The following is a 21,037-nucleotide window of genomic DNA, read 5'->3' on the forward strand; positions in this document are numbered from 1 at the left end:
ATTAGTTCTGCTCCTTCCATGCATCGATCATCTCTAAAAATTCGTCAAATAAGTGGACCGCATCATGCGGGCCCGGTGCCGCATCTGGGTGGTATTGGACACTGAATGCTGGGTAGCGGCGATGACGAACCCCTTCGATTGTGCCATCGTTCACTTCGACGTGTGTCACCATTAGTTTTTCAGGATCGATGGATGCTTCATCCACAGCAAAGCCATGGTTTTGTGAGGTAAAATCGATCCGACCAGTGGCGATCTCTCTTACCGGATGGTTCAATCCGCGGTGACCGAACTTCATTTTATAGGTATCTGCCCCATTCGCTAATGAGAAGAGCTGATGGCCTAAACAAATCCCGAAGATCGGTACCTTGCCTTGAATCCCTTGTATCATTTTAATTGCTTCTGGCAAGCTTTTAGGATCACCCGGTCCATTTGTCAGCATTACACCATCTGGTGCGAGGTCTAAAATTTCTTGCGCTGTCGTATTGTATGGCAAAATCGTTAGATTGCAATTACGGCGTGACAACTCCCGTAAAATACTGTGCTTCAAGCCGAAGTCGATGACCACGATATTGCGACCCGTTCCAGGACTTGGATAAGGTTTTGAGGTAGAAACTTGTGCCACTTGATTGGTTGGTAAAACCGCCGCTTTTAATTGATCAAAGGCATGGTCAAAGACATCTCCTGCATCAACGATACTCGCTTTCATGGTCCCATGTTGACGGATCTTTCTTGTCAGCGCGCGTGTATCGATTCCTGCGATCCCTGGAATATTTTTGCGTTTTAAAAATTCATCTAACGTCAGCTGTTTCCGCCAATTGCTCGCTAGACGCGCGTGTTCTTTCACAACAACCCCTTTACAAGTCGGTGAAATTGATTCGTAGTCGTCTCGGTTGACGCCGTAATTTCCAACCATCGGATACGTAAACGTAATGATTTGTCCGTTAAAGCTTTGATCCGTAATGGCTTCTTGATAGCCCGTCATGCTGGTGGTAAAAACAATCTCACCAAAAACATTGATACTGGCACCAAAGCCTTCGCCTTCAAAGTATGTTCCATCTTCTAAAATAAGCCAACGTTTCATATTATTGCCCACCTTTTTGCCATACTAATTTTCCATTTACAAATGTATAACTTGTATCCCCATATAACGTCCATCCACCGAAAGGCGTATTGACTCCTTTTGATAGAAATTGCTTAGGATCCACGTTATAAGCTGATTCTAAGTCAAAAATCGCGAGATCGGCTTTGTCTCCGACCATCATCGTTCCGGCGCTTAGACCAAAGATTGATGCTGGTTTCACGGTCATCCAATCCACTAGTTGCTGCAAGGTAAAGCGTCCTGTTTTGACAAAATGAGTGTACAACAATTGGAAGGCATATTCTGATCCGACGATGCCAAATGGTGCTTTTAAAAAGCTTTGCATTTTTTCTTCATAGCCATGTGGTGCATGATCCGTCGCAATACAATCGATCGTGCCATCCAGCAGACCTTTGATCAACGCTTCACGGTCTTCTTGCCCACGTAACGGTGGGTTCATTTTCCAAAAGCCTTCATCGGCAGGAATATCTTCATCGATTAGAAGCAAATGATGAGGAGAAACTTCAGCTGTCACATGGATACCAGCTTTTTTGGCATCTCGGATCACTCGAACACTTTCTTTGGTCGAGACATGGCAGACATGGTAATGAGCACCTGTTGCTTCCGCCAAAAGTACATCACGAGCGATTTGAGAAGCTTCCGTTACACTCAAGATCCCCGGTAGTCCAAGTTCTTCTGCTTTTTTACCAGCATGCATCACGCCGCCAAAGAGTAAGGAGTCATCTTCTGTATGGGCAACCAAGGCCAAGTCATTTTCGGCTGCTTGCTTCATGGCCAGATACATTGTGCCAGCAGTCTGAACACCCACGCCATCGTTCGTCAAGGCGAAAGCGCCAGCAGCTTTCATTCCAGCTGCATCCGTCAACGTTTCACTGCGTAAGTTTTCTGTGATCGGGGCGTATTGTAAGACATTGATTGACGCATCTGCGTTGATTTTTTCGTAAACAGCTGTTAATTTTTCCGGTGTATCGGGAACTGGGTCAAGGTTTGGCATTGCGCAAACTGTCGTGAACCCACCGCGAGCTGCTGCGATGCTGCCCGTTTCAATTGTTTCTTTGTATTCAAAGCCTGGTTCTCTGAAGTGTACATGAACATCCACTAAACCTGGCGTGATCAATTGCTCTTTGGCATCGATGACTTCGTCAAAATCTGTTTCGGGAAATGCTGTACCGATCCCACGAATGATTCCTTCTTCGATCCAAATTGCTGCAGGAACACAGTGATTGTCTTTTTTGATGATTTTACCGTTTTTAATGAGTGTTTTCATGTAAACTTCCTCCTCTAATTCTTTCCTTTTTGCCTGTTAGGCCTTACCGTTCAACACCGCTTCAAGAATCGCCATTCGAACAAAGACGCCATTGGACATCTGTGTGATGATTCGTGAGCGTAAGCTTTCAACTAGCGCATCAGCCAATTCCACATCGCGATTGACCGGCGCTGGGTGCATTATGATCGCATGCTCTTTCATTCTTGCGGCCCGTTCGACGGTCAACCCGTGATTTTTTAAGTATTCTTCTTTGGAAAAGCTTTCCGTTCCATCATGGCGCTCGTGCTGGACACGAAGCATCATCATAACATCGACTTCTGCAACCAATTCGTCTAATGGTAGCCAATGACCGTATACTTCAAATTCTTCGTCATACCATTCCTTTGGACCTGAGAAGAAGACTTTCGCTCCGAGACGCTTCAACATTTGCATGTTTGATTTTGCGACCCGTGAGTGGGTGATGTCACCTACGATTGCGACTTTCAAGTCGTCAAAATGCCCAAACTCTTCATAGATCGTCATCAAATCTAGCAAGCATTGCGTTGGGTGTTGGCCGCTGCCGTCCCCGCCATTGATGATACTGCACTGGATCGTTTTGCTTTGGATCAAAGCGTCGTAGTAGTTTTCATCGCCGTGGCGAATGACCGCAACGTCTACACCTAAAGCTGACATCGTCAAGACCGTGTCATACAAGGTCTCGCCTTTTTGAACAGAGCTGGTGGAGGCTTCAAATTCGATGACTTCGATCCCTAGTTTTTTCTCAGCAACATCGAAGCTTTTGTGGGTTCTGGTACTGTTCTCAAAAAAGAGATTTGTTGCGAAATATTGTTCTTTTTGGGGCATCCATTTCGCCCCTCTTTTGAATTCTTGTCCTCTGCGGATGAGTCCCATCACTTCACGGTCCGTCAATGCTTCTACCGTCAAAAGATGCTTTAAGCTGATTCTTTCGGATTGAATAATCATGAATGAATTCCTCCTTTGATTCTGTTTAAACGATGAGTTGGCACAAGTTATTTTTCTTCGCTGCGAGAGCTGTCAGGTAAAATAAGATTCAAGAAGATTCCTAGGACAGTTGCTAACGCCATTGCGGATAATGTGAAGGTACCGACCGTGAATACAAGACCGCCGATTCCTACCACAAGGATCACTGACGCAATGATCAAATTCTTCTTACGATCAAAATCGATTTTGTTGTCGATCAAAATTTTCAACCCGCTGGCAGCGATGACGCCAAAGAGCAGGAAGCTGATCCCTGAGATGACTGGACCAGGAATACTTAAGATCAATGCGCTTAGTTTTCCAACGAAGCCTAGTACGATGGCTAGAACTGCTGCTCCACCGATGACGAACACACTGTGGACCCGTGTAATTGCTAAAACCCCAATGTTTTCTCCGTAACTTGTCACTGGGGGGCCCCCAACGAGACCGGCTGCAATTTGAGCAAACCCATCTCCCAATAGTGTTCGGTTCAAGCCTGGCTCTTCAAAAAAGTTCCGCTTGGTTAATTTGTTCAAGACCATCAGATGACCGATGTGTTCGGTCATGGTAACAAAAGCGATCGGCGCCATCGTAGTGATTGCATTCAGATACAGTTCTGGTTCATAGTTAATGAAGGGAATCTCGAAGCTTGGCATGCCAAACCAGTTGGCGTCAATGATGGGCTGCACATCGACGATCCCCGCTGCTAAGGCGATCAAGTAGCCGCCCACGATCCCCAGAAGGATCGGGATCAATCCTAAAAACCCTCGCAGAAACATATTGAAGAAAATCGTTAATCCTAAGGTAGCCAAAGCTACCAGAATGTACTTGAAATCGTAGACTGAGTCATTGTACATTGCATTCTGGGCGGCGTTAGCGGCTAACCCTAATCCAATCACCATAATCACAGGACCGACAATGATCGGTGGTAAAATTTTAACCAACCAAGCTGCACCGGCACGTTTAATGATCATCGAAACGATCACGTAAACCAACCCAGTCGTGATGGCGCCTTGTGCGATAGCTGGGTAGCCATCAGATTTCATCAGCATCTGCATCGCTGCGATAAACGCAAAGCTGCTGCCTAGATACGCTGGAATCTTCCCTTTCGTCGTGACCAAGTAAACCAATGTTCCAATACCTGAACTAACTAAAGCGATGCTTGGGTTGATCCCAACGAGGATCGGAACTAAAACGGTTGCCCCAAACATCGTGAAAAGATGTTGTAAGCTTAGACCTAACCAAGGCAGTGCTTTGGGCCGATCTTTGATGTCTAAAACTGCGTCTGGATTACGAAATTCTTGCTTCTGCATGTTGCTGTCACTCTTCTTCCTAGTCGTTTTCTTTATTGATCATGATCCGGTCAGAACCATCGGATTCTTCCATCTCCACGATAATTTCTTCACTTAAAGCAGTTGGAATATTTTTTCCAACAAAATCTGCCCGAATCGGCAGTTCACGATGACCGCGGTCAACTAAAACGGCGAGTGAGATTCTTTTTGGTCGACCAATATCCATGATGGCATCCAAAGCTGCCCGAATCGTCCGTCCTGTAAACAAGACATCATCGATCAAGATGACTTCTTTGCCATCAATGGCAGTCGGGATGTCTGATGAATGGATCTCTGGATCATCTTCTGTCTTTTTGTCATCTCGGTACAAGGTGATGTCCAATTCACCGACAGGTACTTCTACGCCTTCTAGTTGTTTTAAACGTTCTGCTATTCGTTGAGCGATATAGATGCCTCTTGTCTTGATTCCTACCAGCACCAAGTTATCAATGCCGCGATTTCTTTCAATAATTTCATAGGTGATCCGCGTTAACGCTCGTTTCATTGTTACTGCATCTACTACTTCTTTCGCTGCCATATGTTATTCCCTCCTAATTTTGAACATAAAAAAACTCCTACCTGCTTGAGGTAGGAGTCATGTTTTCCGATCGTTGCCTAAAATCCCATTCTGTGAATTTTGGGTACACGTTATCATCTAGTAAGGGTTCGAATCTCCAACGCGGGAGTCGTCTGCTTACTCATTCCTTCTTAGCCTCACGGGACTACATTTAAAGGAGCTATTTAGTTGTTACAATTACTATACAGTTCTCACACAAAAAAATCAATCATTTTTCCGCAATTTTTTTAACGTGTCCGCGAACAGCTCTGGTAATGGGGCTTCAAAGACCATTGACTCACCCGTAGCGGGATGTGCGAAACCTAAAAGCTTGGCGTGTAAAAACTGGCCGTTGCCTTTTAAGGTACGCTTTGGTCCGTAGATTGGGTCACCGGCTAACGGGAACCCGATATATTGCATATGCACTCTAATTTGGTGGGTTCTTCCAGTTTCCAATTGCAATTCCACCAAGGTAAATTGATCAAAGCGTTCCAACACGGTGAAATGAGTCACTGCGGGTTTGCCATTCTCAATCACCGCCTGCATTTTCCGATTGACTTTCGAGCGGCCGATCGGTGCATTGATCGTGCCTTTTTCGTGGCTGATATTGCCATGGACCAATGCCACATACTTGCGTAACGAGGTTTTGTCTTTCAATTGTTTCGCTAACGACTCATGCGCCTGATCATTTTTGGCAATCATTAACAGACCCGACGTATCTTTGTCGATTCGATGAACGATTCCTGGCCGAACAACATCATTGATCGTGGATAAATCATCCATATGGTACAATAACGCATTGACCAAGGTGCCATTTGGATGCCCAGCGGATGGATGAACCACCATCCCTTGCGGCTTGTTGATGACTGCCACATCAGCATCTTGATAGACGATCGTCAAAGGAATATTTTCTGGCTCTAAACCTACTACTTCCGGCTCTGGCACTTGGATGACCAAGTGATCGCCTGCTTTTACTTTATAATTAGCCCGAACCGTTTCACCTTCTAAAGTAACGGCATCTTCTTTCAGCCATTGTTGAACTTGTGAACGGCTATGGTCAGGCAAGCGTTCAGCCAACACTTTGTCGACCCGCCCTTTTTCTTCTTTAATGATTACTTCAATTTGCTTTTCCATTTGATTCTCCTTGTTTCCCTTTTGCTTCGTCATCTACCAGTGCATAAATAAAAATCAAGATTACCCCAAACACTAATGACATATCAGCGATATTGAAAATTGGGAAATTGATAAAATCAAGCTGGAACATGTCCACCACAAAGCCATGCTGCAAGCGATCGATGAAGTTTCCGATAGCGCCACCTAGAACAAATGCCAATCCAAAGCGAAACCACAAACTGCTTTTTTGGTAACGAAACAATAGGTAAACAACGACGGCAACCGCGATAACGGTGATGATCGCAAAAAAAGTGATTTTTCCTTCTAGAATACTCCAAGCTGCACCGGTATTCTGAAGATAGGTCAGGGACAACACATTGTCGATCAGAGAATGTGTTTCACCTAGTTGATAATTGGCAACGATCCAAATTTTCAGCCATTGATCCAAGCCAATGACAACAGCACTTAACAAAAAAAACAACGCGATCATAAATTTTCCACTCTTTCTTCTTTAAAAATATCTCGTGGACGGATGATGCCCAAGAGATTTCCATTCGGATTTTTATCCTTGGTGATCAAAACCGCCTCAAGCAGGGCATTTTTTTGAAACAATTCTTCCACTTCTACGATGGTCGTTTCAGCCGACACGAAACAATAATTTGATCGTTTCCCATCTCCTGCTAATAATTCATCTGCCGTTCTGCCTGTCAACTTGATTTCACCATGGAGGCTTTCTTTCGCTAACCAGTATCCCAGCATCCGCAAAGTGATCAAGCCCAAAAATCGACCATTATCATAGATCGGAAATTGTGAATAGCGCTTTTGGGCAACGATTTTCAATAACTCTGGTAATGGCAGGTGCTTTTCAAAACCAGTCACTCGTTTCGCAAAACGCGGCATGACTTTTTCAGGTGCCAGTAAAGAGCGTTCAATTTCTTGAATGCGATTGACGACCCATTCATTCGGTTCAGCAATGACAAAGTTTTCTCCGATTTTTTCATGTACGATGGCATTGCGCAGCTGAGCCATTTGTAATAGATCATCTTCTGCTCTTCTGACATTGATATTTTTGCTTTTTGACAAGCGACGAACCATTTCAGAAAAACCCATATTCCGTGGATTATCCAATTCGTCACGAAGCCGCTTTTCGATTCGATTAAAACTACTCAAAAATTGATCTGCACCACTAGCCATGAGGAACCTCCTTGATAAGATACGCTTTTTTCAAATAAATCAAAACAAAGACAAAATATGCCACCAAATACACCCCGACAAAAAGCAACGAGTAAAGGGAGATAGAGAATAAGCCCAATACCCCCATCATGAGAAAAAGGCTTAAATAAAAGCCGATATATAATCTTTTAAGCGTAGGATTCATCACGATCTCCAGCTTGAGCGCTGATTGGCCTTGTGGTAGCTGAAAAGGCTGACTTTCTAAAAAAAACATGCGCACACGAATCGGTGTCTGCTCAGCTAACTCTAAAAAAATCGTTTGCTGATGATTGATGGCAGCGATTCTTTTTTTCCCTTGCATGACCTCTAAGGGACTGCCCATTCCATAAAAACCAGTCCTCCTAGTTAGTTGTAGCTCCATTGACAAAGATCACCTCAATTGGTTAAGTATACTTGATTATCAAAAGAAAGAAAATAGACTTTTGCTTGCTTCCTTGATTATTATAACAAGAATCCCTACTTTTATCTTCCATCACGTCTAATGAACGAGAAAAAGACGAATGCCGCTTGCATCCGTCCTTTCAAATCATCTCTTTCCGTTTTTTCGTTTCAAATGCAGCGAATGTCTTCTTTGCTTGTGATCACTCTTTTAGAAAAGACCGATCGCTTGGCCATCAGAAGTCACGTCCATATTGATAGCCGCAGGTTTCTTCGGTAATCCAGGCATTGTCATCACGGCACCAGTCAAGGCAACGATAAAGCCAGCACCTAATTTTGGCACGAATTCGCGAATCGTTACTGTAAAGTCATCTGGTGCGCCCAATCGCTTTGGATCATCACTGAAGGAATACTGGGTTTTTGCCATACAAATCGGCAGCTGATCCCAGCCTTGCTCTTTGAAGCTTTGTAACTGCGCTTTGGCTTTTGGTGCAAACTCAACCTCAGCTCCTCCATAGATTTCCCGCACGATCAAAGAAGCTTTATCCGCTAAAGGCAAATCGTCGGTATACAAGCGATGATAGTTGGCGGGTTTTTCCTCGATTAGTTGAACCACTGCTTTTGCTAGATCCGTTCCACCGGCGCCACCTTCTGCCCAAACGGCTGTCCGTGCGATGGTGACGTCGATTTGCTGGCACAAGGTTTCGACTAATGTTCGCTCCGCTTCTGTGTCTTGTGAGAACTCATTAAGCGCAACGACAACTGGAATACCATATTTACGCATGTTTTCAACATGACGCTTTAAATTACTGAAGCCTCGCTCTAATGCTTTTAAGTTTTCTGTCCCTAAATCAGCGACAGCGACCCCACCATGCATCTTCAGTGCTCTGATCGTTGCTACCACTACGATCGCATCTGGTGCCTTTGATAAATTCGGTGTTTTGATATCAAGAAATTTCTCTGCGCCTAAGTCAGCACCAAACCCAGCTTCGGTCACCGTGTATTTGCCTAAGTGCAAAGCCGTCTCGGTTGCGATGACACTGTTACACCCATGGGCGATATTCGCAAAAGGTCCGCCATGGATCAGCGCAGGGGTTCCTTCAATCGTTTGAACGAGATTCGGTTTGAGGGCATCTTTTAAAAGTAAGGCTAAAGCACCTTGGACCGCCAAATCTTTTACGTAAATTGGTTGTTTCTCAAAAGAATAACCAATTAAAATCTTTCCTAATCGCTCTTTTAAATTATCAATGCTTGTTGCCAAGCACAAAATCGCCATGATTTCACTAGCAACGGTGATGTCAAAACCGTCTTCTCGGGGAACGCCTTGTAACGGTCCCCCTAGACCGACAATCACTTGTCGTAACGCTCGATCATTCAAATCGACAACGCGTTTCCATGTGACCCGACGTCCGTCGATCCCTAATTCGTTGCCTTGTTGGATATGATTGTCGATCAACGCAGACAAGGCGTTATTGGCAGCCGTGATCGCATGCATATCACCTGTGAAATGTAAGTTGATGTCTTCCATCGGTAGAACTTGTGCTTTGCCGCCGCCGGTGGCGCCGCCTTTGATGCCCATTACTGGGCCCAATGATGGCTCACGTAAGGCGATGACGGTTTGCTTGCCGATTTGATTTAACGCATCTGCAAGTCCAATGGTCACGGTTGATTTACCTTCCCCTGCTGGCGTTGGGCTGATCGCTGTGACTAAAATGAGTTTACCCAGCGGATTGTTTGCTTTTTCGTTGATTGCTGACCATTCGATTTTTGCTTTATATTTGCCATAAAGTTCTAGGTCATCCCCTGTTAAACCAAGTGGTTCAGCAATTTCAATAATCGGTTTAGGCATTGATTCTTGTGCAATTTCGATATCTGATTTCATTTTTACCCTCAATTCACGAACTATTTAGCACTTTAAAATGTATTTTGTTTGCTATGCTCTTATTATACTTGATTTTATTCAGAAAGAAAGAGAGATTTTCCACACTTTTACAAGAAGTTTGCCGAATCCTCTATGTAAACAAAAACAACGTCCTTCCTAAGGCTGTGCCGCCAAAAGGAGTGATCGCTGTTTTCTAGATTTCTATGAATTACTCGTTGGTTTCGACCTGCACCCTTTTTTCAGGGATTTTTTCTTGAAAAAAAGTTTCTAACCATACCACATCTTTTTTACGTAACGTGAAGGTATACGTTTTTTGATGATCGGTAATGCTGATTAAATGGTTTTCAATTTGCCATTTTTCTATCTCAGGTAAAGAAACAAGGCGTTTCTTCCATAAGCGGGCATAGCGAATAAGGAGCAAATCATTCCTGATGAGTATGCTTCGATGAATACCTAACCATACAAAAAAGAAAAAGACGGCTAAAACGAGGTTGCTTTTCCAATAAGGTCTGGTATTTTCTAACGAAAGAATCAAACTGATAAATAATATCATCATAGTAAACGACCAATAAATGATCGCTGTAGCAGCTTCCGGTTGCCAATACAATTTACGCTTCATAAAAGTTCCTCACAACATAAAATTTCTAGTATACTATCTTTATCATATCAAAAAAGGGTGAGACAATGTTAAAAGTTTATCTTGATGCTTCCACGAAAGGCAACCCCGGCCCTAGTGGCGGTGGAATCGTCATTGTCGGTACTGATCTGCATGAGCAAATTGCGTTTCCGCTACCTGATTCAACCAACCACCAAGCAGAGTTCGCTGTGATGGTAAACGCGTTGCAGCTGCTGATTGACAAAGGGTTACAGGAACAGACGATTATGCTCTATACCGACAGCAAAGTCGTTGCGCAGACTATCGACAAGAATTATACCAAAAACCCTGCTTTTTCTGATTATTTAACGGAAATTCAATGCTTGTTGAAACAGTTCCCTTTAGCGATCATCCAATGGATCCCTGAGAGCCAAAACAAAGGTGCCGACCATTTGGCACGCCAAGGATTAGCAAAGGCGTTGAAATTAAAGGATCGGAGACAATAACCGAGAGAAGTTTTGTTTGAAGCGCAACCAGTAAGACTGCTTAGCTAAAATTTCATCCGTCAGTAATGTGGATTGCGCCATATCCTCTTCAAAGAAGCCTTTCAACGTTTGCGTGACATCGTGATCGTAGGCAAAAGCATTGACTTCAAAATTCAAGGCATAACTCCGAATGTCTTGATTTGTCGTCCCAAAGGAACTAATGGTATCATCCATCATGACCGTCTTCGCATGGAGGAAACCATTGTTATAGATGTAGATTTTTGCACCACGACGATGCAAATAATTGGCATAATGCTGTGTTGCCCGGTAAATGAATGGGTGGTCAGGCATACATGGGATCATGATTCGGACGTCTACACCTGAGTGGATGGCAATTTCCAATGCGTTCATCATACTGTCATCAGGAATCAAATAAGGCGTTTGGATCCAAATCGATTCTTTGGCAGCTAAGATCATTTTTACAAAACCGCCTTTGAGAATTTGGGTCTCACTTTCAGGACCATCAGCGACAATCTGCAAATCAACATTTCCAGAGAGCTCTTTCGGCGGTAGAATAAAGTAGCGATCCTCGTATTCCAGTTGATCCTCTTCTTTTTTTACAGATGCGTTCCAGTCACGAATAAAAATCTCTTGTAGTGTAAAACTGGCAGTACCTACGATTCTCGCATGGGTGTCTCGCCAATAGCCAAATTTGGCCTTTTTCCCTAAATATTGATCGCCGACATTAAAGCCGCCAGTCCAACCAATTTGACCATCGATCACAACGATTTTTCGATGTAGATGATAGTTCAATCGTGTGTTACGGATCAGGTTCTTCGAAGTGATGAAAGGCACGACTTTTCCACCGGCATCAATCAACGGTTGAAAGAATTTCCGATTGGCTTTCGGTGACCCCCATGGATCATAGACCAAACGCACTTCAACACCTTCACGGGCTTTATCGATCAAGATAGACAGAAATTGGCCACCGATCTCATCATTAAAAAACGAATAATATTCCACATGCAGATTATCTTCTGCTTGCTTCATGTCTTCAAACAATGCTGCAAATTTTTCTTTTCCATCTGTATAAAATTCTACTTTGTTTCCTTTAGTCAAGGGCGATTCATCAAGGTTCTTAAAATAGCGCTCTAATAGATGATTGTCATCTGAGTAAGGATGTTCAGGAAAAGAATAATTGTGCACTTTGATGATTTGATTCAACTCATTGATCCTACTTTGGTGGTGCTCACTAAATTTATAAATAATTTCTCCGTCGATCCCCCGACCACAAAACAAGTACAACAAAAACCCGATGCCGGGGATGAATACCAACGTCATCATCCAAGCAAAGACACTTGCAATCGAGCGTGGTTTCCGAAAAACAGTAATAAAGGCAGCAATCGTATTAATAAACAAAAGTGCCAATAATACCGTGGAAATCATGCTCATATCCATTTTTATCATAGTTTCCTCCTATATCCTGTAACCCTATAATAGGTAACTATGATCGAAAGCAAGCTTCAATTCATAGTCCCCTAGTGTTTCTTTGATTTTTTGTTTCAGCATTTCTTCGATTTCTTGATCACTATACGCCGATTTTGCGGGAATCACTAAATCAAACGCCAACAGATCTCCTTTGACCTGAAAATCATGCATCCGTAACTGCGGATCAACGAAGCGAATGATCTTTGACACTTCTTTTTTTAAATACCGATACTGCTGATCTTGAATTGGTACTGGATCAAGATGACAGACAAGGTCGACCTTTAAAGATTGGCGAAAATCTTGTTCAATAGCATCAATCACCTCATGCGCTTCTCGTAAAGACCACGTTTCATCCACTTCGATATGCACACTGGCAAAGCGATTTTTCGGTCCATAATTATGAACCAGTAAATCATGGTAACCGAGAATCGTCGGATAGTGATCCAAGCGCTGCTCCATGGCAGCTACTTCTTCTTGCGTTGGGCGTGCCCCTAATAATTCGTTGATAAAGGAACGAATCATTTTGATTCCGCTAATCAAAATATACAAGGCAATCAGACAGCCGACAAAGCCATCGATACGTAGGCCAGTCAACCACTCGATCGTCGCTGAAAACAAAACCGCACCCGTTGTATACACATCGTTGAGACTGTCTTGCCCACTGGCTTTAAGTGTTTGAGAGCCAATCATGTTCGCCAATTTTCGGTACATCGCTCCCTGCCAGATTTTGATCAAAATCGATAAAACCAAAACGATAAACAATAGTGGTGAAAGACGGATACTCGTCGGTTCCATGATTCGTTGCACAGAGCTGATGAGAAATTGACCGCCAACAAACGTGATGATCAAAGATACCACAAACCCACTGATGGCTTCAAATCGCTCATGTCCATATGGATGTTCACTGTCGGCTGGTTTCGCCGAGATCCGAAAACCGATCAATGTTAAAATAGACGAGGCTGTATCTGAAAGACTGTTGATGGCATCGGCCATAATCGAAACAGATTGTGCAGATAAACCAATGATAAATTTTCCGGCAAATAATAGGAGGTTGGAAAGCAACCCGAGGCTACCTGCTAACTTCCCAATGGCTGTGCGTTCGTAGACACCATTTTTTTTGCTACGATTTAAAAAAAAGTTTAGCAAATCATCACCCTCTCAAAAAACCATCTTTCTTATTTTACCCCGAAGGAATTCAATTAAACAACTATTCGTATCGTTTTTTCGAAAAAAAAGCGAATTCCCTTCAATTATCAAACGCATTTTCAGATAACACGTAGGAAAAAAGGAAAAAGATAACGGAAGGGTCTCCCCCTCCGTCATCTTCGTTCAAAAAAGGAATGTGTTAAAGACCTACGCTCCTCTTTCACCTATCTTCTTAGAAGGAAAGGAACTCGCGGGTACAGATTCAACCATAGTGTGCTTACTTGGCAGCTAACCACGCTGCTGCGGTCTCAAGTGCTGCTGTGATTCCTTCAGGATTCTTCCCGCCGGCTTGTGCCATATCAGGACGGCCGCCACCGCCGCCACCAACTTTAGGTGCGATCTCTTTGATCAAATCGCCCGCTTTCAATCCTTTTTCATTGGCTACTTTGTTCATAGCAGCTAAAAGATTCACTTTGCCATCATTCGCGGTAGCTAACACTAAAATATCAGAATGGTCTTTTTGTTTCCATTGATCGGCTAGTTGACGTAATTGGTTCATGTCCTTAACAGTCACTTTCGCTGTGATTAGACGCAGACCATTTACTTCTTTGACATCTTTGAAAACATCCCCTGCTTGCTGATTTGCTAACTTGCTGGCAAGAGCTTCGTTTTCTTTTTGCAATTCACGTAGCTGCGCTTGCAGTTGTTCTGTTTTGGCAACGACTTCTTTTAATTGGGCAGATTTAACGATTCCTGCGATTGCTTTTAATTGCGTTTCTTCTTCATGCAATAACGTATAGGCCTCTTGACTAGTCACGGCTTCGATCCGACGAACACCAGCACCGATCCCTGATTCAGAAACGATTTTGAAAATACCGATATCCTCCGTATTTGCCACATGGGTTCCCCCACATAATTCGATCGACCAATCGGCAACATTGACGACGCGAACGTCATGCCCATATTTTTCACCAAAGAGTGCCATCGCTCCCATGCCTTTTGCGGTATCGATATCCGTTTCGATCGTCACAACAGGGAGGGCTTCCCAAATTTTTTGGTTGACGATTTGTTCCATTTGGCTCAGTTCTTCGCTGGTCACTTGCCCGAAATGACTAAAGTCAAAGCGCAAATGTCCTGGAGCAACTAATGAACCTGCTTGGTTCGCATGGCTACCTAATACTTCTTTTAACGCTTTATGCAATAAGTGAGTCGCCGTATGATTTTTGATAATCTTATTGCGACGATGCTGATCCACTTGTAAGAAATAGTTCACGCCTTCTTGTAGTGGCGCTTTGACTGTAGCAGTATGCAAGAACTGACCGTTCGGTGCTTTTTTGACATCCGTCACTTCCGCTACGATCGTACCATCTTCTGCTACGATCGTGCCTGTATCCGCAACTTGTCCACCCATTTCTGCGTAAAATGGTGTTTCAGCAAAAATCAGTTTTGCTTCACCTGTCGAAACAGAATCGTGTAACGCTTCGTCTTGGATGATCACTAATAATTCACTGTTAGCTTCAAGTGAATCATAGCCAACGAAACGGCTGTCTACTTTGATATCCGTCAATAAAGCGGATTGTACGCCCATTGAAAGCTCCGTTTGTCGAGCCGCACGAGCGCGGGCACGTTGTGCATCCATTTCTTGTTCAAACCCTTGATGGTCCACTTTCAACCCTTCGTCTTCCGCCACTTCTTCTGTCAATTCAACTGGGAAGCCGTAAGTATCATACAATTTGAAAATATCTTGACCAGCTAACGTATCTTGGTTGTCTGCTTTTACTTGGGCGATCACTTGATTTAAAATATCTAACCCTTCATTGATGGTTTCATGGAAACGTTCTTCCTCGTTGCGGATCACTTTTTCAATAAATTCTTGCTGCTCTAGTACTTCAGGATAGTAGCTTTCCATGATCTCGCCAACGATCGGTACTAATTTGTATAAGAAGGCAGCATCGATCCCTAATTTTTTCCCATGCATGACTGCACGACGTAATAAACGACGTAAAACATAGCCACGGCCTTCATTTGAAGGAAGTGCCCCATCGCCGATCGCAAAAGAAAGCGCGCGGATATGGTCTGCAATCACTTTAAAGGAGATATCTGTCGTTTTGCTGTCGCCGTAGTTCACACGACCGCTTAAATCTGCCACTGCATTGATGATCGGCAGAAACAAGTCTGTTTCAAAATTGGTTGGTGCATTTTGAACGATGGAAACCATTCGTTCCAGCCCCATCCCCGTATCAATGTTTTTATGTGGTAGTGGTTCATAGGAGCCATCTGGTTGATGATTGAATTCTGAAAAGACCAGATTCCAGATTTCCAAATAGCGCTCGTTTTCGCCACCAGGATAGTTTTCGGGATCATCTTCCGCTACGTCATTAAACTCAGGACCACGGTCATAGAAAATCTCCGAATCCGGTCCACATGGTCCTGCACCGATGTCCCAAAAGTTGTCTTCAATCTCAACGATATGCTCTGGTGTCAAGCCGACTTCTTCTGCCCAGATCCGTTTTGCTTCTGTGTCTTTTGGATAAACCGTGACATATAACTTTTCTGGATCAAAAGCCATCCATTCTGGGGAAGTCAAAAACTCCCATGCCCAATGAATCGCTTCATTCTTGAAATAATCGCCGATCGAAAAGTTTCCTAGCATTTCAAACATCGTATGGTGTCTTGCTGTTTTCCCAACGTTTTCGATGTCGTTGGTCCGAATTGATTTTTGCGCATTGGTCATTCTTGGGTTTTCAGGAACAACACTGCCGTCAAAATATTTTTTTAGCGTTGCCACCCCTGAATTGATCCATAATAGGGTTGGATCGTTGACTGGGACAAGGGACGCACTTGGTTCAATTGAATGACCTTTTGATTGAAAGAAGTCCAAAAACATTTGGCGTACTTCTGCACTGGATAATTGTTTCACGTTATTCTCCTACTTTCTTCTGTGTTCGCTTAAGATACAGGGGCTGACAAAATTGCTGGTAAGGCGCTCTTATGCCTGTAGAGTCGTTTTGACGATAAAAAAACACCATTGCAGAGCAAGGACGTCGATACGCGGTACCACCTTGCTTGCAATGATGTGACTCATTACCTCTTAGACTCGTTAACGCGGAGTGGACGGCAACATTTCTGCTGCAGTTGAGCACCAAAGGGAGCAATCCGTCTGAATTCATGTTTTTCTCTCAGCAGTGAAAAACTTTCTGTAATGAATCATCAAACCGACCATATCCTTCGTCATTCAAAGTATAAGGAAATGTGTCGAAAAAGTCAATCCTCAAATCCGGTCTTTATTGATCAGAATCGCTTTGCGGTAACGATAGCTCTGCGGAGAAAGCTTTTGATCTGGCTGTAGCATTTTCCGTGAACGGTAATAACTGGCATAAGGCAATGCATCGAATAAGGGATGCCCACAAATTTGCCAGTTCTCCATTTTTAAAGACAAGCCATCTGTCAGCTCCCACGCATCCGCAAGCCCATAGGTGCAGCCAAATAAATTCGGTTCAAGCAATTCAGCGGTTGGCAAAGAGACACCATCGTCGCAAGACTTTTCATTGCCCCAGCGAAAAAGTCGCCGAGTAGCAGCACCGCAGACATATTCCCATTGATCCTCTGAAAGCAGCTGAAAGCCTTGTTTATCTAACTGCTGTTTCAATTCTGTTTGACTGACGGATTCGTGGGTAAATAACTGATAGGTTTCCGATAACGGCTCTAGTGCAGCAAAATAGCGATTCTCTTCGTGATAAAAAGCGGGTAATTCCCAACGCAAGCTTTCCTCAAAGGACGCTGGTGCTGTGAATTGTGCCTTTAGCTCTTTTTCGAAAACACTGAATTGATCGACTAACCCGTGAAACTCCCCAGTGATCGTATTTAACTGCCCGATATACCTTGCGCCAGCAGGCAGAGAACTTTTTTGGACTAGCATGGGATCAATCACAGCTTTACGCAAAGGGCTCGTCGACTCATTGACAAAAATCCCCCAATCCTGGCTGGTTTCTAACTCATAGATTGTTTCCAGTTGGCGAATGATCTCATTGGGTGGTGACTGCCAATTTTTACTCCAGCAAGTAGCCGGTAATCCTTGCACACCGAGATCCCAACCTAAGATCGCCTCAGAATTCCCTGGTATAAAGACAAAGTCTTCGCCATCGATCGTTAATTCAAAGGTAGCACATTTCAATCCTGCATACGTCAACTGACTAAAATGGACATCGGTGATCTCCTTTAAAGGACTGACAAAATACATTAAAATTTGCTGGATCAGCTGTTCTTTGATTTCAAAGGACAGTGTCTTCCAATTTGACCATTGTAACGCCTCAAAAAAATCCACGTCATTTCTCCTCTCATCTGCTACAATTACTATATAACGAGTATACCACGAAAAAGGAGGAAAACGACTGATGCTTTATTTTGGACGCAGTCCGTGGATGCTACAAGCGGTTTTCGCCTTGCGGCAAGCCGTTTTTGTAGAAGAACAGCACATTCCGGCAGAATGGGAATTTGATGAAAAAGACCAAACCTGTCCATACTTTCTTTGGCTTGATGGAAACACACCGATCGCTACCATTCGCTATCAATTCTCTACACCGAACACTCTGCAACCTGATCGCTTTTGCGTAGCTAAGGCCTTTCGGCACCAAGAATACGGCACCAAATTATTGCATTATCTCGAAATGCGTGGTGTCCAAGAGGGTGCCCTCCAATCAGTGTTATCCGCAGAGATCGACGCTTGTGCGTTTTATGAATCCTGTGGGTATCAAAAAACATCTGAACCCTATGCTGAAGATGGCGTATTGTGTGTAGAAATGACCAAACAATTAAAAACAGCAGTCAAGGAAGAGTAGTTCTCTTCCTTGACTGCTGTTTTGGTAAGCATTAGCTATTCGAATTTTTCTTGTTTTTGCGGGCGGTTCGAGTCGTTTGACGACGTTCGATCTTCCGTTTTTCTTTGTTCTTCTTATCAACGGCCCATTGAATTTTTTTCTTGTAGCCAGGCTTGATTTTTTTCTTCTTTTTCTTGACTAAGCCAATCAAGGTTGGGTCTAATTCGTCACGAGATTTTTCCCGCTTTTGCCGACGATTCCGATCGTAAGTCGCAACGATCTCGCCATTTTTGATTTCCTTCGGTTGGAAAACAACCCCTAGATCTTCGATGGCTTGGATTGCCCCTTCATCGCTTGGATCATATAAAGTGATCGCGGTCCCATCCATTTGATTTCGACCGGTCCGACCAACACGGTGGATAAAGAAATCCAAATCAGCTGGAATCTCGGCATTGATGACATGAGAAACCCCTTCAATATCAATTCCTCGCGCAGCTAAATCTGTTGCGACAACATATTGGTAGTCCAAATTTTGCACTTGGCGCATGATCCGTTTTCTTTCACGAGGACTGATGTCGCCGTGGATCTTCGCTACTTTTAAGCCTTGTTCCTTTAAGTAATCCGTAATTTCATCCACACGGCTCTTCGTGTTGGCAAAAACGATGGCAAGATAGGGATGGCCTGTAGTCAATAATTGATAGATCAATTTATTGGTATTTTTCCCTTTGGTAGAAATCAACCAATTCTCGATCGTATCAGAGATGACTGCTTTCGATTTGATTTCTTCGATCAATGGATTGGCCATGTATTTTTTCAAGAATGGGCGCAATTTCTCTGGAATCGTTGCGGAGAAAACCAGCATTTGTAGTTTCTCAGGCAAACGCCCCGCAATTTGATCGACTTCTTCCAAAAAGCCCATATCCAAGGTCATGTCTGCTTCATCCACGACAAATACATTGGCAGTGTGAACCCCTAAGGCTTGTTCGTTGATCATATCCAAGATACGACCAGGTGTCCCAATCACGACATGGGGCTGTTGATTTTGCAGACGGCTCAATTGGCGCTGTTTATCCGTTCCTCCAACAAAATTTGACACACGAATCTCCGGATCATGAAACCCGCCGATCTGTTTTGCGGCTTGATAAATTTGTGTGGCTAATTCACGACTCGGTGCAGTAATCACGACTTGCACTTCATCTTTTTCGGCATCAATTTTATCCATCAATGGCAGTAAAAATGTATGGGTCTTACCACTCCCAGTCTGAGATTGTCCAACAACACTACGGCCTTTTTGGATAACAGGTATCAATTTTTCTTGCACTTCTGTTGGATTAGAGAACTTTTTATCAGCAAGTGCTTCATAAATAAATGGTTGAAATTTAAATGACTCAAAAGACATTCAAACACCTTCTTTCTTTTAGCATCCTTTGGATTATAGCATATGTTGCCTTGATTTCCTAACTTTCTTTTGTCACGGGTTTTGGATCAATCGTGCTAATTGTATACGTTGCACTGCGGCGTTCATAGAAAAAGCGGCTTTCTTTTTTTATTGCAGCCCAAAAGAGATTCATGTAAAAGCCAAACTGGATCAAGCCAAAAATGACCACCATCAATAAACTGACGACCAGAAGCAGCGTATTATCCGAATCAAGAAACGGTGCAAAAAAGATGTTGACCCGACTGATGCTGGCATAAATCAGATAAAACAAACCATAACGTTTCAATAACGCAGCCAAGCTGACCCTCTGACGGGCTTCTTGCATGATTTTGATTCGTACGAGTTTTTTTCCAATCGTTTGTCCTTTGGCAAGATAAGCAAACAACACAAAGTACAGTAATACTTCAAGAGCAAAGTACCAATAGTCCCCACTAAAGTCCCTTACCGTCTGTTGAGTAAGCAAACGAACAGCGATCACCACAATGAAACTGACCACATTCAGTATTCCCCAATCGATCAACCAAGCAAATATCCTTCGTGTTACGGTTACCCGAGTACCTTTGGCGTATGAATCGGCATCCATCTCTTCTCTTGATGGCAATAAGAACGTAAATAGCGGGGCAATGCTCCACCCCAACAATCCTCCTAGTGTATTGACAAAGAGATCATTAACATCAAATAAGCGATAAGGACGGGGATAAATAAAATAAAGTCCTGTCAGCTGAGTCAATTCAAAAAACAATGTCAGACAAAACGTAATCGCCAGCGTTTTCAGAAAAGAACATTTGAAGTAATAACGTAAGTAAACGCCGAAAGGCAAGGGCAACAATAAATTAAAGAGTGGTTCGAGAAAGACCCCCTGCTTCATGGCAGGAAGATAGGTTTGCGGGTCGTGGATATTTAAGACCGTCTGTTGGACAAAATGGTGCCAGGATGCTCCTAGCTGCAATTCCATCTTAGGACCAGTCATATGAGCTACCTCTTCAATCGAGGGCAATGGCAAAATAACTAAAAAATAGGCGCATAATAAATAGAAGACAAACGAATAAAGAACCAGTGCACGAGAAAAGATAAAACGACCGTATTTTCGATATTGGATAACAAAAAAAATCATTGATATCGCCAATGCTAGAAATGGAAAAACTAGCAGAGCAACCTTTATTGGGGTAATATAAGCGGACATAAAGAACTCCTTCACGTTTTCTTTTTATCTTACACGCTATTTCCCAAA

General features: G+C 43.4%; 19 protein-coding genes. 2 read left to right on the forward strand and 17 right to left on the reverse strand.

Annotation, left to right across the window (positions count from 1 at the left end; all coding sequences use genetic code 11):
- Position 1 precedes the first annotated feature (1 nt).
- The 11 genes from IGI88_RS16165 to IGI88_RS16215 all read right to left on the reverse strand — a co-directional run bounded on the left by IGI88_RS16165 (position 2) and on the right by IGI88_RS16215 (position 10,456).
- Entirely contained in the window at positions 2-1,081 is a 1,080-nt protein-coding gene (locus IGI88_RS16165; RefSeq protein ID WP_005235984.1) for a carbamoyl phosphate synthase small subunit, read from the reverse strand.
- Position 1,082: 1 nt separating this feature from the next.
- Entirely contained in the window at positions 1,083-2,366 is a 1,284-nt protein-coding gene (locus IGI88_RS16170; protein ID WP_008379867.1) for a dihydroorotase, read from the reverse strand.
- Between the two features lie 36 nt (positions 2,367-2,402).
- Entirely contained in the window at positions 2,403-3,329 is a 927-nt protein-coding gene (locus tag IGI88_RS16175) for an aspartate carbamoyltransferase catalytic subunit (protein WP_005235988.1), read from the reverse strand.
- Between the two features lie 47 nt (positions 3,330-3,376).
- Entirely contained in the window at positions 3,377-4,657 is a 1,281-nt protein-coding gene (locus IGI88_RS16180; RefSeq protein WP_429960798.1) for a solute carrier family 23 protein, read from the reverse strand.
- A gap of 19 nt (positions 4,658-4,676) precedes the next feature.
- A complete protein-coding gene (gene pyrR / locus IGI88_RS16185; RefSeq protein WP_005231374.1) occupies positions 4,677-5,213 on the reverse strand; it encodes a bifunctional pyr operon transcriptional regulator/uracil phosphoribosyltransferase PyrR in 537 nt (178 codons plus the stop codon).
- A gap of 243 nt (positions 5,214-5,456) precedes the next feature.
- Complete coding sequence (locus IGI88_RS16190) at positions 5,457-6,365, reverse strand: RluA family pseudouridine synthase (protein WP_005235994.1); 909 nt, start codon at positions 6,363-6,365, stop codon at positions 5,457-5,459.
- Positions 6,349-6,834 (reverse strand): signal peptidase II, encoded by a 486-nt coding sequence (lspA, locus tag IGI88_RS16195; RefSeq protein ID WP_005226122.1) that lies wholly within the window; start codon positions 6,832-6,834, stop codon positions 6,349-6,351. Before lspA ends, IGI88_RS16190 begins: the two co-directional genes overlap by 17 nt.
- Positions 6,831-7,538, reverse strand: a complete 708-nt coding sequence (locus IGI88_RS16200) for a CBS domain-containing protein (RefSeq protein ID WP_005235996.1) — start codon at positions 7,536-7,538, stop codon at positions 6,831-6,833. The genes lspA and IGI88_RS16200 overlap by 4 nt, the downstream gene beginning before the upstream one ends.
- Positions 7,531-7,938, reverse strand: a complete 408-nt coding sequence (locus IGI88_RS16205; RefSeq protein WP_005235998.1) for a hypothetical protein — start codon at positions 7,936-7,938, stop codon at positions 7,531-7,533. The genes IGI88_RS16200 and IGI88_RS16205 overlap by 8 nt, the downstream gene beginning before the upstream one ends.
- A 228-nt stretch (positions 7,939-8,166) precedes the next feature.
- Positions 8,167-9,837 (reverse strand): formate--tetrahydrofolate ligase, encoded by a 1,671-nt coding sequence (locus IGI88_RS16210; protein WP_429960799.1) that lies wholly within the window; start codon positions 9,835-9,837, stop codon positions 8,167-8,169.
- 208 nt (positions 9,838-10,045) lie between these two features.
- A complete protein-coding gene (locus tag IGI88_RS16215) occupies positions 10,046-10,456 on the reverse strand; it encodes an EbsA family protein (RefSeq protein ID WP_194199743.1) in 411 nt (136 codons plus the stop codon).
- A gap of 65 nt (positions 10,457-10,521) precedes the next feature.
- Here IGI88_RS16215 and IGI88_RS16220 point away from each other — a divergent pair, with 65 nt between their 5' ends.
- A complete protein-coding gene (locus tag IGI88_RS16220) occupies positions 10,522-10,938 on the forward strand; it encodes a ribonuclease HI family protein (protein ID WP_005236004.1) in 417 nt (138 codons plus the stop codon).
- On the opposite strand, the gene cls is transcribed toward IGI88_RS16220, so the two are convergent.
- The 4 genes from cls to IGI88_RS16240 all read right to left on the reverse strand — a co-directional run bounded on the left by cls (position 10,918) and on the right by IGI88_RS16240 (position 17,875).
- Positions 10,918-12,384 carry a cardiolipin synthase gene (gene cls / locus IGI88_RS16225; RefSeq protein ID WP_008379854.1) on the reverse strand — a complete coding sequence of 489 codons (1,467 nt, stop codon included), beginning with the start codon at positions 12,382-12,384 and terminating at the stop codon, positions 10,918-10,920. The two genes, IGI88_RS16220 and cls, sit on opposite strands and share 21 nt — an antisense overlap.
- 24 nt (positions 12,385-12,408) lie before the next feature.
- A complete protein-coding gene (locus tag IGI88_RS16230; protein ID WP_429960800.1) occupies positions 12,409-13,551 on the reverse strand; it encodes a cation diffusion facilitator family transporter in 1,143 nt (380 codons plus the stop codon).
- Positions 13,552-13,828: 277 nt separating this feature from the next.
- Entirely contained in the window at positions 13,829-16,471 is a 2,643-nt protein-coding gene (alaS, locus tag IGI88_RS16235) for an alanine--tRNA ligase (protein WP_005236010.1), read from the reverse strand.
- Between the two features lie 351 nt (positions 16,472-16,822).
- On the reverse strand, positions 16,823-17,875 hold the full coding sequence (locus IGI88_RS16240; RefSeq protein WP_005236012.1) for a DUF7278 family profilin-like fold-containing protein: 1,053 nt from the start codon (positions 17,873-17,875) through the stop codon (positions 16,823-16,825).
- A 70-nt stretch (positions 17,876-17,945) separates the two neighbouring features.
- Between IGI88_RS16240 and IGI88_RS16245 the strand changes: the two genes are divergently transcribed.
- Positions 17,946-18,389: a GNAT family N-acetyltransferase gene (locus tag IGI88_RS16245; RefSeq protein ID WP_087664150.1), complete on the forward strand. Its 444-nt coding sequence runs from the start codon at positions 17,946-17,948 to the stop codon at positions 18,387-18,389.
- Between the two features lie 31 nt (positions 18,390-18,420).
- On the opposite strand, the gene IGI88_RS16250 is transcribed toward IGI88_RS16245, so the two are convergent.
- Both IGI88_RS16250 and IGI88_RS16255 read right to left on the reverse strand, forming a co-directional pair.
- On the reverse strand, positions 18,421-19,767 hold the full coding sequence (locus tag IGI88_RS16250) for a DEAD/DEAH box helicase (RefSeq protein WP_005236016.1): 1,347 nt from the start codon (positions 19,765-19,767) through the stop codon (positions 18,421-18,423).
- Between the two features lie 58 nt (positions 19,768-19,825).
- On the reverse strand, positions 19,826-20,989 hold the full coding sequence (locus tag IGI88_RS16255; protein WP_429960801.1) for a VanZ family protein: 1,164 nt from the start codon (positions 20,987-20,989) through the stop codon (positions 19,826-19,828).
- Positions 20,990-21,037 lie beyond the last annotated feature (48 nt).

Origin of the sequence: Enterococcus sp. AZ179, from assembly GCF_050498885.1 — a bacterium.
GTDB lineage: Bacteria > Bacillota > Bacilli > Lactobacillales > Enterococcaceae > Enterococcus_D > Enterococcus_D entomosocium.